Source organism: Pseudovibrio exalbescens, from assembly GCF_028737195.1.
GTDB lineage: Bacteria > Pseudomonadota > Alphaproteobacteria > Rhizobiales > Stappiaceae > Pseudovibrio > Pseudovibrio zosterae.
The window spans coordinates 579,647-595,263 of sequence record NZ_JAQZAJ010000003.1 but is presented as its reverse complement, the minus strand read 5'-3'; the positions used below and the strand labels follow the sequence as shown (position 1 = coordinate 595,263).

At 55.0% G+C, this 15,617-nt stretch carries 17 protein-coding genes, 1 tRNA gene and 1 riboswitch; of the genes, 5 read left to right on the top strand and 13 right to left on the bottom strand.

Translation table 11 applies throughout. The features are described 5' to 3' along the window. The first annotated feature begins 103 nt into the window (after window positions 1–103). Window positions 104–2,221 (top strand): putative bifunctional diguanylate cyclase/phosphodiesterase, encoded by a 2,118-nt coding sequence (locus tag PUV47_RS12145; protein ID WP_274218822.1) that lies wholly within the window; start codon window positions 104–106, stop codon window positions 2,219–2,221. 15 nt (window positions 2,222–2,236) lie between these two features. Here PUV47_RS12145 and PUV47_RS12140 read toward each other — a convergent pair whose 3' ends face one another. The 5 genes from PUV47_RS12140 to PUV47_RS12120 all read right to left on the bottom strand — a co-directional run bounded on the left by PUV47_RS12140 (window position 2,237) and on the right by PUV47_RS12120 (window position 5,391). After that, window positions 2,237–2,659 carry an ACT domain-containing protein gene (locus PUV47_RS12140; protein ID WP_274218821.1) on the bottom strand — a complete coding sequence of 141 codons (423 nt, stop codon included), beginning with the start codon at window positions 2,657–2,659 and terminating at the stop codon, window positions 2,237–2,239. A 23-nt stretch (window positions 2,660–2,682) separates the two neighbouring features. After that, entirely contained in the window at window positions 2,683–3,129 is a 447-nt protein-coding gene (locus PUV47_RS12135; protein ID WP_274218820.1) for a PaaI family thioesterase, read from the bottom strand. Window positions 3,130–3,201: 72 nt separating this feature from the next. Then, entirely contained in the window at window positions 3,202–4,569 is a 1,368-nt protein-coding gene (gene mgtE, locus PUV47_RS12130; protein WP_274218891.1) for a magnesium transporter, read from the bottom strand. A gap of 289 nt (window positions 4,570–4,858) precedes the next feature. Next, window positions 4,859–4,945: transfer RNA gene (locus PUV47_RS12125), tRNA-Leu, on the bottom strand. Window positions 4,946–5,124: 179 nt separating this feature from the next. Further along, window positions 5,125–5,391: a FliM/FliN family flagellar motor switch protein gene (locus PUV47_RS12120; RefSeq protein ID WP_274218819.1), complete on the bottom strand. Its 267-nt coding sequence runs from the start codon at window positions 5,389–5,391 to the stop codon at window positions 5,125–5,127. Window positions 5,392–5,520: 129 nt separating this feature from the next. Here PUV47_RS12120 and lipB point away from each other — a divergent pair, with 129 nt between their 5' ends. After that, a complete protein-coding gene (gene lipB / locus PUV47_RS12115) occupies window positions 5,521–6,267 on the top strand; it encodes a lipoyl(octanoyl) transferase LipB (protein ID WP_274218818.1) in 747 nt (248 codons plus the stop codon). Here the strand turns inward: lipB and PUV47_RS12110 are convergent. From PUV47_RS12110 to accC, 5 genes are all read right to left on the bottom strand, one after another. Then, window positions 6,264–6,533, bottom strand: a complete 270-nt coding sequence (locus PUV47_RS12110; protein WP_274218817.1) for an acylphosphatase — start codon at window positions 6,531–6,533, stop codon at window positions 6,264–6,266. The two genes, lipB and PUV47_RS12110, sit on opposite strands and share 4 nt — an antisense overlap. Window positions 6,534–6,623: 90 nt before the next feature. Further along, window positions 6,624–7,523, bottom strand: coding sequence for a DMT family transporter (locus PUV47_RS12105; protein WP_274218816.1), 900 nt, complete (start codon window positions 7,521–7,523; stop codon window positions 6,624–6,626). A gap of 134 nt (window positions 7,524–7,657) precedes the next feature. Beyond that, a riboswitch (FMN riboswitch) is annotated at window positions 7,658–7,807 on the bottom strand. Window positions 7,808–7,910: 103 nt separating this feature from the next. Then, window positions 7,911–8,330, bottom strand: coding sequence for a gamma-glutamylcyclotransferase family protein (locus tag PUV47_RS12100; RefSeq protein WP_274218815.1), 420 nt, complete (start codon window positions 8,328–8,330; stop codon window positions 7,911–7,913). A gap of 32 nt (window positions 8,331–8,362) precedes the next feature. Beyond that, window positions 8,363–9,010, bottom strand: a complete 648-nt coding sequence (locus PUV47_RS12095) for an HAD hydrolase-like protein (protein ID WP_274218814.1) — start codon at window positions 9,008–9,010, stop codon at window positions 8,363–8,365. A gap of 34 nt (window positions 9,011–9,044) precedes the next feature. Continuing rightward, on the bottom strand, window positions 9,045–11,060 hold the full coding sequence (gene accC, locus PUV47_RS12090; RefSeq protein WP_274218813.1) for an acetyl-CoA carboxylase biotin carboxylase subunit: 2,016 nt from the start codon (window positions 11,058–11,060) through the stop codon (window positions 9,045–9,047). Between the two features lie 224 nt (window positions 11,061–11,284). On the opposite strand from accC, the gene folB reads away from it, so the two are divergent. From folB to PUV47_RS12075, 3 genes are all read left to right on the top strand, one after another. Beyond that, entirely contained in the window at window positions 11,285–11,698 is a 414-nt protein-coding gene (folB, locus tag PUV47_RS12085; RefSeq protein WP_274218812.1) for a dihydroneopterin aldolase, read from the top strand. A 120-nt stretch (window positions 11,699–11,818) separates the two neighbouring features. Next, window positions 11,819–12,121 (top strand): hypothetical protein, encoded by a 303-nt coding sequence (locus PUV47_RS12080; RefSeq protein WP_274218811.1) that lies wholly within the window; start codon window positions 11,819–11,821, stop codon window positions 12,119–12,121. A gap of 200 nt (window positions 12,122–12,321) precedes the next feature. Continuing rightward, window positions 12,322–12,624, top strand: a complete 303-nt coding sequence (locus PUV47_RS12075; RefSeq protein WP_274218810.1) for a hypothetical protein — start codon at window positions 12,322–12,324, stop codon at window positions 12,622–12,624. A gap of 43 nt (window positions 12,625–12,667) precedes the next feature. Here PUV47_RS12075 and PUV47_RS12070 read toward each other — a convergent pair whose 3' ends face one another. From PUV47_RS12070 to PUV47_RS12060, 3 genes are all read right to left on the bottom strand, one after another. Further along, entirely contained in the window at window positions 12,668–14,200 is a 1,533-nt protein-coding gene (locus PUV47_RS12070; RefSeq protein WP_274218809.1) for an acyl-CoA carboxylase subunit beta, read from the bottom strand. A 184-nt stretch (window positions 14,201–14,384) separates the two neighbouring features. Then, window positions 14,385–14,870 carry a bacterioferritin gene (gene bfr, locus PUV47_RS12065; protein WP_274218808.1) on the bottom strand — a complete coding sequence of 162 codons (486 nt, stop codon included), beginning with the start codon at window positions 14,868–14,870 and terminating at the stop codon, window positions 14,385–14,387. A 153-nt stretch (window positions 14,871–15,023) separates the two neighbouring features. Further along, complete coding sequence (locus PUV47_RS12060; protein WP_274218807.1) at window positions 15,024–15,617, bottom strand: GDYXXLXY domain-containing protein; 594 nt, start codon at window positions 15,615–15,617, stop codon at window positions 15,024–15,026.

Below are 15,617 nucleotides of genomic sequence, written 5' to 3'. Positions count from 1 at the left end.
AGATCCGCCTATACCCGTTCACATCTGTAGAATTTGATAATTATTTTCGACGAAACTTTCTATGGGTAATGGGCATTTATAACTATTTGGGGCTGGCTTAATCGTGTCAGAAAGTTCGAAGGCTTCGGAACACTCCGAGGAGAAGGTGATTCAACCTGCCGCGTTTATGTCACGGCGGAAGCTTGGCACCTTGCCTCCTCTCGGGAAAATACCGCAAACCGATGCCCGGGTTCTGGCCAAGATCGAAATCCCTGTTTATGTGCTCGACCTTGAAAATATTCGCATTACATGGGCAAACCGCGCTGGCCTCGACTTCATGAAGTTGGACAGCGACACCTTCAATCACCAAGAATCGCTTGCCCTCCCGGCCCCCTTTAGTGATCCGGCCCATATTCGCCGGCTGCGCAACTACCTTCTTGCAAACACGGAAGACGAGGAAAGAACCGAGTCCGTTACAGTTGTTATCGATGGCCAACCGACGAACATCACCTGTGCGGTCGACGAACAACCCTTTACCGACGGCCGCCTCGGCCTTTTGGTGCAAGTCACTTCCATCTCAAACACGGACGTCTCTCAGTTGCGCATCGCACAAGCGTTGCTGTTCACCAACTCCATGATATCCATGTATACGGAGAGTGGCGAACTCATCTATGAGAACCCGGTGAGCCGTTTGCACCGCCCCAAAAGCGCAGCCAACCTGCCAGACCGCTTTTGCAATGATCGCGACTATCACGCCATTCGCGAAGCGCTGCAAACCCGCCTTCAGACCAATCTGGTCTGCCTGATGAAGGCCGGTGAAGGCAATCGCTGGCATGATGTGACGGCACGGCGCGGACACGATCCGGTAACCGGCGAGCAAACCATCCTGATCAGCGCAATTGATGTTACCAAACGCCTCGAAGCGGAACACGAGGTACGTTACCTCGCCCATCACGATACGTTGACGGGCCTGCCCAACCGCACCTATCTCGAAATTGCCATCAATCGCCACCTCGATGAGGCCGAACTCAACGACGCCCAGGGGGCCATGCTTTTCGTTGATCTCGACCGCTTCAAGACCATCAATGACACCCTCGGCCATCTGGTCGGTGACGACCTACTCATTCAGGTTGCAAAACGGCTTGAGGCGATCGGAAAGGACCTGGGCTTTGTTGCCCGCCTTGGCGGTGACGAGTTTGTACTACTGCTCTCAAACTTCCCGGATCATGACCTGATTGAGGAAGTTGCCGAACACATGCGCCAAGAACTCTCAAGACCGTATGTTGTCGGCGGGCACAATTTGCAAATCACCCTGTCTGTGGGCGTTGCACTCTATCCAGAGCATGGCCGCGACCTCGACACCTTGATGCGCAAAGCAGACCTTGCCATGTACCGCGCAAAGGATCTGGGGCGCGATCGATACTGTTTCTTCAATACCCGTATGGCAGAGGATGCTGAGGAGCGCCTGCGTGTAGAAAATGCGCTGCGCCATGCCATCAACAACGACGAGTTCGAACTTCACTATCAGCCCCGTCTCAATGCACAGAACAATCATATTACAGGGGCAGAAAGCCTGTTGCGCTGGCATCACCCATCACGCGGTCTCATATCCGCTGGTGTGTTCATCGAAGTCGCAGAAGAAACCGGGCTGATCGATGCCATAGGCGAGTGGGTTGCAGAAAACGCCATGCGCCAGCAAAAAGCCTGGGAGGAACAGGGGTATCCGGTCACCTTGTCCATCAACCTCTCCCCAGCCCAGTTCAAACGTGAACCCCTGCCGGAAATACTCATTGATCTGGCCAGCAAGCTCGACATCACCCCTTCCCGTGTGAAGTTCGAGATTACTGAAAGCTTGCTCCTCAAAGAGACCGCGACGACGCTGCATCAACTCACACAATTGCGCGATGCGGGTTTCCAACTGGAGATCGACGACTTTGGCACGGGCTACTCGAACCTGGGTTATCTGCAGCGATACCCCGTTTCGGCTCTGAAGATTGACCGCTCTTTCATCAGTGACCGAAAGCGGTGGCCGATCGTGCAAATGATTACCCAGATGGGACGCCTCTTGAACCTTTCAATCGTGGCGGAAGGCATTGAGACCCTTGAACAACTGGCACAGATCCGAACCGTTCACTGCCAAGAATACCAAGGCTTTCTGTATTCTCCAGCGGTCAGCGCAGACGAGTTTCTGCACCTCCTGAAACAGGATCGTCAGCAGCGGCGCACGGCCCGTCGCCTCTAACGGATAGCTTGCCGATCAATCTCCCTGATTCTTCAAGGACCGAATGGCTTCAAGCGCTTCCTCAGCACGCTCCTCGGGGACAAACACGTGGTCGTGGTAATACCCCGCCACCACATTTGCAGGTATTCCCTCAGCAGCAAGCGCATTGGCTATGGCGGCCGTAAGCCCAACGGCTTCCAATGAGGAATGGACAGATAGCGCAATATGCCGAAACACAGGCTCTGTAGGAGCCCCGGCGACGCCAGCCTGCTCAACAGTCAGGATGGCTGTGATTTCCTCACCCTCCTGAAAGGTGCCAATGGGATCGTATTGCGCCACCTCAGAGAGCGACAGCCTAGGGAAGCTGGCGAATACGAATCCATGAGGCTCCAGTGTGGCCTCCAGATGCTTCAGGATATCGCCAAGATCCCGCAGACCGCGGCTGGTGTTGATACGCATTCCAATCTCCAAAAAGGTGCGGGCTATAGGGTAAGCCCCTGCTTCCCGACCATTGTAAACAACCCAGTGGCAACATGCACCTCGCTGTTTTCATTCAGGCAATAAACGTCAGACTGAACAACGGTTAGCATTCGTCCGGGCTTCAACACCACTCCACGCGCAAGCAGCAAATCTCCTTCACCAGGATTGAGCAGGTTCAGCTTGAATTCAGCGGTCAGAACACCTGTATCCTCCGCCATGAGCGAAAGCGCTGACCAGCCTGCCGCCACATCCGCGATGCTGGATATGATGCCGCCATGAAAAAAGCCGTGCTGTTGCAACAGGCCATCCTTCTTTGGCAGCTCCAGAGCGACGGCTCCAGGCTTGATATCGGTGATGTTCGCCCCGATAAACTGCATCAAAGGCTGGCTGCGAAAGCTAAGCTCTACTCGCTCCCTCCAGCCCTCAAATCGCGGTGTAAAAACACTCATCACGCCCTCCCGAGGATGTCGGGAAGACCGTAGCAGGGGGCTTTAAGCCTGTCCCTTAGCCACTTGTCTGTGTCAGAACGGCAGACCGAACCACCACGCAGCCAGAAACAAGAAAGAGAAGAAGCCGACCACATCGGTAATCATGGTCACAAACACGGAGGACGCCAATGCAGGGTCCGCTCCAACCTGATTGAGCCCCATCGGTACCAGCAAGCCGAACAGGGCCGAACACACGGTATTCAGCAGCACTGCTGTGGCGATCACCATCCCGATCTCGGGGTTCGCAAACCAAACAGCGGCAATAATGCCAATCAAGATGCCGAGAACCACGCCATTGATAAGCCCTACGAGCAGCTCACGGCGCAAAACCCGGAACAGGTTTCTCTTGTTGAGGTCTTTGGTGGCAATTGCGCGCACTGTCACCGCCATGGTTTGGGTGCCGGAGTTCCCCCCCATGGAAGCCACAATCGGCATCAGGACGGCCAGCGCCACCATCATTTCAATGGTGGCCTCGAACATGGAAATAACGGTGGCCGCAAGAAGCGCCGTAAAGACGTTCACCACCAGCCATGTGATACGGGAACGCGCCGTTTCCAAAACATCGTCCGAGATTTCTTCATCACCCACACCGGCAAGACCCATCATGTCCTCCTGTGCCTCTTCCTGAATAACATCAACGATGTCATCCACGGTGATGATACCCACCAGACGGTCTGCTTCATCGGTTACAGCAAGAGAGACAAGATTGTAACGCTCGAACTTGCGCGCCACCTCTTCTTGGTCCTCATTGACCCGCACCAGATGTCGGGTCTCCTCCATGATCTTGGAGATCTTCTTGCTGCGCTTGGTGGCCAGCAGCCGATCCAAAGACACAGCACCCAAGAGCCGAAAGCCCGGATCGACAACATAAATTTCGTAGAAGCGCTCAGGCAGATCGCTTGAACCACGAATGTGGTCAATCACCTGCCCCACAGTCCAGAACGGCGGCAGGGCGATGAAATCGGTCTGGACCAAACGGCCCGCCGTATCCTCAGGGTACTCGAGTGCTCGGCGCAGCTGTGTGCTGTCAACATTGGGCAGTTCAGCAAGAATCTTGTCCTGCTCATCTTGCTCCATGTCTTCCAGAATGAAGACCGCATCATCGGACTCAAGCTCACCAATACCTTGCGCAACAGCTTCAGCTGGCAGATCTTCCAGAAGCTTCAGGCGAACCTGTTCATCGGTCTCCGTAAGCGCTGTGAAGTCGAACGCCTCTCCGAGCATTTCAACCAGCTTCACACGGTCCTCTGGAGAGAGCGTCTCAATCAACTCACCCGCATCTGCTTCATGCAAATCGCCGGCAAGGTTCTTCACCTGCGCGCCATCGTTCGCAGCAATGGCCTCTTCAACGGCCTTGACCCAAACGAGGTTCAAATGGCCATTGTCATCGCGAACTGGCATATCTGGGGCGCCTGTCTCAATCGCTTCTGCAAGATTATTTTCGACCAAGGGACCTCCAGACACCGGCGAATCCGGCCAGAGAGAGAAACTTCACTATGCGTTGGCTTATCTGCCCACAGAGCACAGAGCAACACCAAGTTGGCGTAGAGGCATTCCTAGCCACAGCTGTATTAAACGCTGGAACCATCAGGAATCCATAAAAACTTGGGAAAGGACATCGGATTTAGCTGCCAAGGTGTGCAGCCCTTGAAAGCAAAAATCCCCGGCTCTTTTCAGAGCTCGGGGATTTTGGTGCGGCCGAGAAGACTCGAACTTCCACGGGTTTTACCCCACAGCGACCTCAACGCTGCGCGTCTACCAATTCCGCCACGGCCGCTAAACTGTGGCTCGGCGGGTCAGCGGTGCTGTCCTCGCCGTCGGTGAGCGGTGTATAGCCAACTGCTATGTACCGCGCAAGGGCTTCGTCATAAGATATTCACAACAAGCCAAATTTTTTAGGAAATCAACGTTCCAGAGCCCGAGTTTTCCACCATAGGGCGCAATACCCTGCCCCTGCTATATGCGATCATCCTCGCGCGCCGGGCGCACTTCTGGCCGTCTTTTCAATATCTTAGTGATTTTGATGCCGACTTTATCGCCCACAAGCGTCACCTGCCCTTTCGCAACCGGAATTTTGTTTGCCAGAACCTCGACTTCGTCCTCTTCTGTCGCATCCAGCTCAATCACGGCACCACGCCCCATACGCAAAAGCTGGTGAACCGGCATTTCAGAACGGCCCAACACAACAGAAATATCAACGGCGATCTTGTCAAAGGTGGTCATTCGCAAATTCCAAGCCTAAATGGTCGGTACACATCCTTCGTGCGCAACGCTTGCACCCTACTGGATTTTGCGGTTATTCGCCATTAAGGATTCCAGTTGTTCTCACAATCAAGAAGACAAGTCAGAGCCATGGTAGATCGGCAGACCCTAGCCACCAGTTTTCATCCAACCGTTGAAACACCACCAGTAGAGTGGGTAATCGACGATGGTCTTGTGCCCTATGAGGTCGCAAGCGCTGAGATGGAGAGCCGTGTTGCTGCAATCGCAAAGGGTGAAGCCCGCGAACGTGTCTGGTTGTTGGAGCACCCGCCTCTTTACACAGCCGGCACCAGCGCGGAAGCGAAAGACTTGATATCCCCTGACCGCTTTCCCGTTTATGAGACGGGCCGCGGTGGCCAGTACACCTATCATGGACCGGGCCAGCGCGTTGCCTATGTCATGCTGGACCTCAAGCGGCGTACACAGGACGTGAGGGCCTTTGTGGCAGCATTGGAAGAATGGGTCATCTCATCGCTATGGGACTATCATGTGCGCGGCGAGCGCCGTGAAGATCGCGTCGGTGTCTGGGTGCAACGGCCAGAGAAAGGCGCAGGCGTTGAGGACAAGATTGCCGCCATCGGCATTCGTCTGCGCAAATGGGTTACGTTCCACGGCATCAGCTTCAACGTAGACCCGGATCTGGACCATTTCAGCGGTATCGTGCCCTGTGGCATCCAGCAGCACGGGGTGACCAGCCTTGTTGATCTTGGCTTGCCAGTCACCATGGAAGAGAACGACAGCGTTCTAAGGGCGCGGTTTGAGGCTGTGTTCGGGCCTGTAGAGCCCATAGGGGCAACGGGTTTGGCTGTTCCCTACAACTCCACCGAGACCGCTTAGAAAGCGATTCTAAACGGTCCATCTTGGGCCTCTCCAGGCCCAAGGCGTTCCACTTCATCAACGGATGAGAAGGTCGGCCCTTCAAGGGCCGCGGTCAGCAAGGCTTCCACCTTCTCGCGGGGGCCAGATACCTGCGCCTCTACACGGCCGTCCTGCAGGTTGCGCACCCAGCCAGACAGGTCCAAACCGCGCGCCTTTTGCTGAAACCAGCGCCGGTAACCCACGCCTTGCACCCGTCCTGAAATCATCACATGAACGCTAAACATGAAGCGCCTCCCGCAGCTCTTCGGTGATTGTGCTCCGCTAGAAAACAAAAAGGCCTGCCGAGGGAGTTTAGGCAGGCCTTGTGGCTCTAATCAAGCATCTTGGGTCTTGCGTTCTGCGTTCACGATAAACAGTGAAGCGCCGATGATCATGGCTGCACCGAGCCATAGATTGCCGGGTGGCACCCAGCCAAACACCAGAAAGCCGCAGAGCACATTGAGCGGCAACTTCAGGTGATCGAAGGGCTGCAGATATGCAGCATCGGCGCGGGCATAGGCCATGGCAAGTGTGCTGTTGGCAACCGCGCCCAGCAGCCCCGCCGTAATCACCAGCCACCATGCGGTGTAAGAGGATGGGATTTCAAAGCCCGCCCCTAAAGCCAGCGCCAAGTTGATAGGCGTCAGGAACAGCAGCAGATAAAGCGTTACGGATTGCGGGCTCTCATCTTCTTCCAACTTCTTCATGCAGAGGATGGATGCCCCCCAGAGCAATGCAGCACCGATTGGCAAAAGTGCGCCCCATTGAAACGCATCAGACCAAGGTGACAGAATGATCATTCCGCCAAAAAAACCCAGCGCTGTAGCCCCCCAGCGTGTCAGGCTCACCCCCTCTCGCAAGAAAAGCGCTGCACCAATGGTCACGAAGAACGGTGAGGTCATGAGCAGTGCAATGGCCTGCCAGATCGGGACAGGATAGGCAAGACTGGCAACCCACAGCTGAACGCCCAGCGCGGCCAGAACGACGCGAAGGACATGAAGGCCAAGTCGTTTCGTCTTGAGGCCGGAAAAGCCAATCCGCCAAACCACTGGAATCATCGCAACAAGAGAGATGAAGTATTGCCAGAACGTGGCACTTGGCGAGGCCAGCCCAAGGTTCATGGTAAGAAACTGCATGGCAGTGTTGGACAGAGCGAAGGCTGAACCCGCCAGAACCATCCAGAACGCGCCGGAAATGGCGCTTTTGCTGTGTGCAGCCATAGAAGCGTTGGTCATGGCAACGCCCTCGCCCACACGGGGAAGAAAAACAAGTTGTATCTCATGCTCTCTGATCCAATAGGCCCTTACGGGCAGCCCGAAATTGAATCAGGGCCTCATTCAGCACGAATGACAAAGGAATGCCCTCATGCCGAGTTTCTCTTTCATCCGGACTATGACCGTCGGTTCCGGGATCTCACCGGATCTGCTGACCCTCAACTTATAAAGCAGAGGCGCTCGCGGACTAGGAGCAGCAGCCCATTACCGCCGGTGGGGACTTCCACCCCGCCCTGAGAATGGCAATGGACTCACAAGGTCATGAATCGCATCACACTCCAGCATCTCTACCAGTAGAAAATCAGAAGCGCGAGTGCTTTTTTAGTATCACTGAAAACATCCTGCGGCTCACAGGCCCCATTTTTTCAGCTCATCAATGTACTGGGCTGGAAACTTCCAATGCTCGGCTGCTGGCACAATCTTGTCCCAAGCTTTGGCGTGAGGCTTGCCCGTTCGGCTGGTCTTGCCAAAGTAAACGATGGCGTTTCGTGTGATGTTGCCACAACGAACCGGCAGCAGAACCTTGTCCTGGGCGCGGCGAAACAGGGCCTCGGCACTGTCGACCACTGTCACATGCGCAATACGCAAGTCCCACAAGACGCCATGAACACGCTTTCCCGGTGCCTGCACCATTGAGTGGGTACCTTCGGAAGTAATGATGAAGCGATACCCATCCATAAACGCAGGACCAAGGCACTTGGCACCCGGGCACTTCGTTTCCATTTCATCTGGATGCATCATGCGTCCATAGGCAAAATAAACTGCCATTCGTTTCTCCAAAAACTGAAAGCCAAATGACCTCAGGCGACCGCCAGAACGTCTCCGAGTTGGACTGGTGTCTCGACGATCTGCCACGGCTTGTGCATTTCCAGCTCTTCACGAGAGCCGTGACCCCACATTACAGCGATGCTGCGCACCCCGTTTTCGCGAGCGGCAATCAGGTCATGCATGCGGTCACCAATCATCACTGCGCCGTTCGGGTCAACACTCTGCTGATCCAAAAGGTGGGCAAGCAACTCCACCTTGCCTTCAAACCGGCCATCCGCCTCACTGCCATAGACCTTGGAGAAGAACGGTGCGAGCTTGAAATGCTCTAGGACCTGCTCAGCCACAGGGCGCAGCTTGGAGGTGCATACAAAAAGTACGTGCCCGGCGTTTCGAAGTGTGGTCAGCAGCTCTGGAATACCGTCATAGACGTAGTTCTCATAGAGCCCCACCTTCGCATAGCGCTCTCGGTAAAGCCGAACAGCCTCATCAATAACAGCTTTCTCGGCTGTATTCAGAAGGATCTCAAAGCTCTTCCCCAGCGGCGGGCCAATGGTGAAGCGCAGCTCATCGGCCTCGGGAACAGGCGCCCCAAGGCCTTTCAGAGCATATTGCACGCTGGAAGTAATGCCGATAAACGGCTCGGTCAAAGTCCCATCAAGGTCGAAAAGAAACGTAGGCACAGCACCCTTTCGTGAGGTGCCGCCCACACCTCGATCATTCAAATTCCATGATGACCGCATCCACAGCGAGGCTGTCTCCCGGAGCGGCCTTGATTGCACTTACCACACAATCTCTTTCCGCGCGAAGGACGTTTTCCATTTTCATCGCCTCAACAATGGCGAGCTGATCACCCGCCTCAACCTTTTGTCCCTCCGCTACATTAATGGAAACAACGAGGCCAGGCATCGGACACAGAAGGAGTTTGGAGGTATCCGGTGCGACCTTCTCCGGCATCAATGCATCCAGCTCCGCCACACGCGGGGGCAGCACCTGCAACACAGCGGAGTACCCTGCCCAATCAAGCCGATAGCCATTCAGGACCGGGCGCACCTGCACCGAGATGTCCTCGTTGCCATAGCGCCCTTTCCAGATCAGGTCACCCGGAGCCCACTGCGAACGCACCGTACGCACGTCCCCATCCGCGCCAACACTCACATCCATATGAATTGGCGTTGCAGGCAACCCGTCATGAAGCTCTACGGGAACAGGAGTGCCGTCCACTTTGACCACCCAATGTGGACGTGTATGACCGGAATGAGGGCGCAAGCGCCCCGGCAGGTGATCCAAGCGTTCACGCTCGATCAGATGCATGGAGAGCGCGACGGAAGCCAGCACATTGCGGGCTTTTTCATCTACCTCTGTGACAGCAAATCCATCGGGGTATTCGTCTGCAATAAAGCTGGTCGAAAGCTCCCCGGAACGCCAACGCTCATGCTTCATCAACGACGCAAGGAACGGCACATTGTGTTGAATGCCATCGACGAGAAATTCATCGAGCGCGCTGCTCATGGCTTCAATAGCTTGATCGCGGGTTGGGGCATGGGTCACCAGCTTCGCGATCATCGGATCATAGAACATGGTGATCTCTGACCCTTCCACCACCCCGGTGTCATTCCGAACGATCACATCACCAAAGGTGCCTTCCTGTGGAGGGCGATAACGCGTCAGCCGACCGATAGACGGCAAGAACTTCCGAAACGGATCTTCAGCATAGATGCGGCTTTCAACGGCCCAACCGTTCAGCTTCACGTCTTCCTGCGAGATCTCCAGCTTCTCTCCGGCCGCCACACGGATCATCTGCTCAACCAGATCAACCCCGGTGATCAGCTCGGTCACTGGGTGTTCCACTTGAAGGCGGGTGTTCATTTCAAGAAAGTAGAAGCTCTTGTCTTGCCCGGCAACGAACTCAACCGTTCCCGCACTGTCATAGTCCACGGCCTTGGCCAGCGCCACAGCCTGCTCCCCCATCTTCCGACGGGTATCCTCATCCAGCAGCGGGGATGGCGCTTCTTCAATCACCTTCTGGTTCCGGCGTTGAATGGAGCATTCGCGTTCGCCGAGATAAATGACGTTGCCGTGCTTGTCGCCGAGGACCTGAATTTCAATATGGCGCGGGTTCTCAATGAACTTTTCAATGAAGATACGATCATCTCCAAAGGAACTCGCTGCCTCCGACTTGGCACGGGAAAAACCTTCCGCCGCTTCTTCTTCGCTCCAGGCAATTCGCATGCCTTTGCCACCACCACCGGCGGAGGCCTTGATCATCACCGGAAACCCGATTTCTGCGGCAATGCGCACCGCATCCTCTGGTGTTTCAATCAGGCCCATGTTGCCCGGCACGGTGGAGACGCCCGCATCAGCTGCAAACTTTTTGGAGGTAATCTTGTCTCCCATCGCCTCGATGGCCCGCGGATTGGGGCCTATGAAGGTGATCCCTGCCTCCTTCAGCGCCGCAGCAAAGGCTGCCCGCTCAGAGAGAAAACCGTAACCCGGATGCACCGCTTGCGCACCAGTCTGGCGACAGGCTTCAATGATCTTATCAGCCACGAGGTAGGAGTCGGCCGCAGGCGCCGGACCGATGTGAACGGCTTCGTCTGCCAGCTCCACATGCAGTGCGTCCTTATCCGCCTCAGAAAAAACAGCCACCGTCTTGATGCCCATGGCCTTGGCAGACCGGATCACACGGCAAGCAATTTCACCTCGGTTAGCGATGAGAATTTTTGAGAACATTCGGCCTATTCCCCCCAGGAGCTCGTTGTATTCCCCCCAAAACTTAAAGGGGTTTGTATGCGGGGATTTACATAAGTTCAACCTCACAAAAGGACTGAGATGCCCGACCGTTATCAAGGTGTTTTGCTAGGTCCTGATACTTTGAAAAGACGCTCCCGTTTTCCGTAAGAATGCGTTAGACCTGCTGCCAACCAAGCCGAACACCTTGTGAAAGGAAACTGTCAATGGACGCTATTCATCTTGAAGGTCTCTCCTTCTTCGCCTTTCACGGCCTCTATGAAGAAGAAGCAAAACTCGGACAGCGCTTTGTTGTGGATCTGACCTGCTGGGCAGACCTGACAGCCGCCTCCATGAGCGATCAGTACGAAGACACCATCTGCTACGGCACACTAGCAAAAACCGTTGAACAGGTCGTCACTCAGACCCGCTTCAATCTGATTGAAAGGCTCGCCGGGGCTGTGTGCGAGGCGGTGCTTGAACAAGACCTGCGCATCGCGCGCGTTCGGGTTCGGCTGAGCAAACCAAGCGCACCAGTGCCGGTGCACGCTGGCAGTTTTTCTGTCGAAATTACCCGTGATCGGATCAACAATCCAAGCTCTGCGCCCCTTCCCGGCATGCGCCAGCTTACCAGTGATTGAAGCCTGCGATCAGTGATTGCAAACACAGACATCTGCCACATCTAGGGTTAGGATCGATCCTTAATTGAGGCGTGGGGCTGAAGGCCGCACGCCCGCCCTTAGTCCATGAAGGGAGAACCTATGCCCAAAGCACTCACTCTCTTGTCATCCTTGCTGCTAGTTTTAGCGCTCACATCCGCAGCCGCCCAGGCACGACCAGACGTGCGCACTATGACCTGTCAGCAAGCCAAGGACCTTGTGCAGCAAAAAGGGGCTATTGTCCTGTCAACGACAGCTCACAACTACGATCGCTATGTTGCCCATCGAGGGTACTGTTCATTTGATGAAGTAACTCAGCCACAATGGGTTAAAACCAAAGACGTTGAAAAGTGCCGGATTGGCTCAATCTGCGTGCGCCCCTTCGAATGGGGCGTATTCAATTGATCATTCAGGGGGCCGCTTGGCCCCTTTCATTTAGGGTGACTGTTCAAAAATCCGACCTTCGTGCTCACGGCAACTTGAGCCCCCGGATTTAGCAAAGAGTGACTTGGCGGCATCACGCTCTATTCTTCAGCAATATCCCGAGCGTCCTCATGTGAGGCTACACCGGCTCGTGGTCAGTTTTGCGGATGAAGGAAGAATAGATGTCAGCAGCACACGCCCTCCTATCCATTCTCATGCTTGTTGTGACGGTCAGCGCGGCCTCAGCCCAAGCACGGCCAGACACGCGCACGATGACCTGCGAGCAGGCACGCAACCTGGTCAAACAACGCGGCGCGGTGGTTCTGACAACCGGTGCCAGAACCTTTGATCGCTTTGTAGTGGATCGCCGGTTTTGCCAGCGAGACGAAGCCATCCGCTCAGAATGGGTTCAAACCAAAGACATCAAGCAATGCCGAATAGGCTACACCTGCGTTCGTCCCTACGATTTTGGGATCTTCGACTAAAAAAGGGGCCAAACGGCCCCTTCTCACTCGGCGGCTCCTGCGGCTAGAGCGGTATATTGTCGTGCTTTCTCCAAGGCATTTCTTGCACCTTGTTGCGCAGCATTGCCAAGGCGCGTGAAATCCGCATCCGCGTTGCATGCGGCTTAATCACCTCATCAATGTAACCCCGTTCTGCTGCAACAAATGGGTTTGCGAACCGGTCCTCGTAGTCCTTGGTGCGTGCGGCAATCTTGTCTTTGTCGCCCAGCTCAGAGCGGTACAAAATCTCTACTGCGCCCTTGGCTCCCATCACCGCAATCTCCGCAGAGGGCCAAGCGTAATTCACATCGCCGCGCACGTGCTTGGAGCTCATCACGTCATAAGCCCCCCCATACGCCTTTCGCGTAATGACAGTGATTTTCGGTACGGTCGCCTCTCCATACGCGAACAGCAGCTTGGCACCATGCTTGATAAGACCGCCATACTCCTGCGCCGTACCCGGCAGGAAGCCCGGCACGTCCACGAAGGTCACAATTGGAATACCGAAACAATCGCAGAAGCGAACGAACCGCGCTGCCTTGCGGCTGGCATCGCTGTCCAGCACTCCAGCCAACACCATTGGCTGATTGGCAACGAAACCCACAGTGCGGCCCTCAACTCTGCCGAAGCCCACGATGATGTTCTTGGCAAAGCTCTCCTGAATCTCAAAGAAATCACCCTCATCGACGGTTTTAAGGATCAGCTCCTTCATGTCATAGGGCTTGTTTGGGTTATCAGGAATGAGACTGTCGAGGCTCATGTCGAGCCGGGCCGGATCATCATAGACGTCCAGCTCAGGCAAAGGTGCCTGATTGTTCATGGGGAGGAAATCCACAACGCGGCGGATTTGCAGAAGGGCTTCCACGTCGTTGTCATAGGCCCCATCTGCAATAGACGATTTTGTGGTGTGGATCGATGCTCCGCCCAGCTCTTCGGCTGTCACCGTCTCGTTGGTCACGGTCTTCACCACATCTGGGCCCGTCACGAACATGTAGGAGGTGTCACGCACCATGAAGATGAAGTCGGTCATGGCCGGGCTGTAAACGTCTCCACCCGCACAAGGCCCCATGATCACCGAGATCTGCGGAATAACGCCTGATGCACGCACATTGCGCCAGAATACCTCGCCATAACCGCCCAGCGCCGCGACACCTTCTTGAATGCGCGCGCCTCCGGCATCAAAGATCCCGATGATGGGCGCGCGGTTCTGCAACGCCATATCCTGTATCTTCATGATCTTTTGCGCGTGGGTTTCGGAAAGCGACCCGCCAAATACGGTAAAGTCCTTGGAAAACAGGTAGACCGTACGGCCGTTGATGGTGCCACAGCCAATGACGACACCATCGCCGGGTATGTGGGCCTCATCCATACCGAAATCGGTACAGCGATGCTGCACGAACATGTCGTATTCCTCAAAGGAGCCTTCGTCCAAAAGCACCTCGATACGCTCACGCGCGGTCAGCTTGCCTCTTGCATGCTGAGCATCAATGCGGCGCTGTCCTCCTCCCAGAGCAGCTTCGGCTCGACGCTTCTCAAGTTCAGCAAGTACTTCTTTCATCTCTCCACCCAGCTCCCAGAAATATCTGAGAGTGAGTAGCACGTAATAAGTGGAAGTATCTAGTTGTTCATTTGTTCAACGCGTCTTGACGCAGGGTTCTGCGCCTGCGCCCAGAACAAGAGAGCCCACACGTAAAAAGGCGCCCCGGAAGGCGCCTCTCATCACTCGCTACAGTAAAGCGGGCTTACTCGGCTGTGTCAGCCGAACCGGAATTGAGCTTGATGTAGTTCTCAATGCCCAGCTTCTCGATCAGGTCGAACTGTGTCTCCAGAAAATCGCAGTGACCTTCTTCGTCAGCCAGAATTTCCTCAAACAGGCGCATGGTCACGTAGTCGCCTTCCTCTTCACAGATACGGCGGGACTCGCTGTAGTAAGCCACAGCCTCCTTCTCGCCAATCAGGTCACCTTCCAGCATTTCGCGAACGGTTGAACCGCTGTGAATTTTACCGATCTCTTGGACATTGGGCGTGCCACCCAGGAAGATGATCCGGTCAAGATAGCGTTCTGCGTGCTCACGCTCTTCGATGGACTCTTCCATTTCCTTGGCTGCGAGTTTCGTCACACCCATGTCTTCCAGAAGCTTGCTGTGAAGCAGGTATTGGTTGATTGCACCGAGTTCCATCTGCAACGCCGTATTCAGGCGCTCAATAACCTTTGGATTGTTCTTCATCGAATGTCCTTCGCATATTTCTGGCAGATAATTGAGGCTGCGCCCCTCGGGGCGAGATGTGCCAGAGACGTTATGGATGTGGTCACGGGCTGTCTAGGATTCAAATCATCGCAGTTTAGCTGACTGGTTTTCTACACAGGAAACTGGGCAACCTCACAAACCGGCATCTTTCACAAGTTCTTTTCCGTTATGAAGCAATTGGTACGCGACACTGTCACCCTCCGGATCAACCAGTGCGACAAGTTGCACCTCATCTGCCGGGAGATCTTCAATCATAAGTCCTTTTCCTTCAGGCACATAAAAAGCATCGAGCCCATAGTCCACCCCAAGCGTCGTGAGCTTTTCAGAACTGAAACTATGGCTCTTCACCCGACCTTTAAGCCAGATGAGCCCTGCCTCGCCCTCAGCCCGATCAGAGATCACGCGCATCAGTTTGGCAGGCTTTCCCTCAGCCTGCGGCTCCAAGCCAACCCATAAGGTATCCGCGTTTTCAAACCGTGACAGGTCATCCTGTCGGCTCTCAGGCAAATCTTCAGAGGAAATGCGTGTCAGAGCAAGGTTCAAAATCACGTAGTCACCGCGCAGAAGATCTCGCGGATCAATGGGCCTGAGTTCAAGAACCACAGGCTCTCCTGCCCAATGGGTTTGAAGCCGATCGAACAGAGGCAGCAACACCAAAACGATAAGAACAACGGCCAGGGCGCCAAAGCGCAGAGCATCAAGCACGAAAGAGCTTCGTTTGTTCAT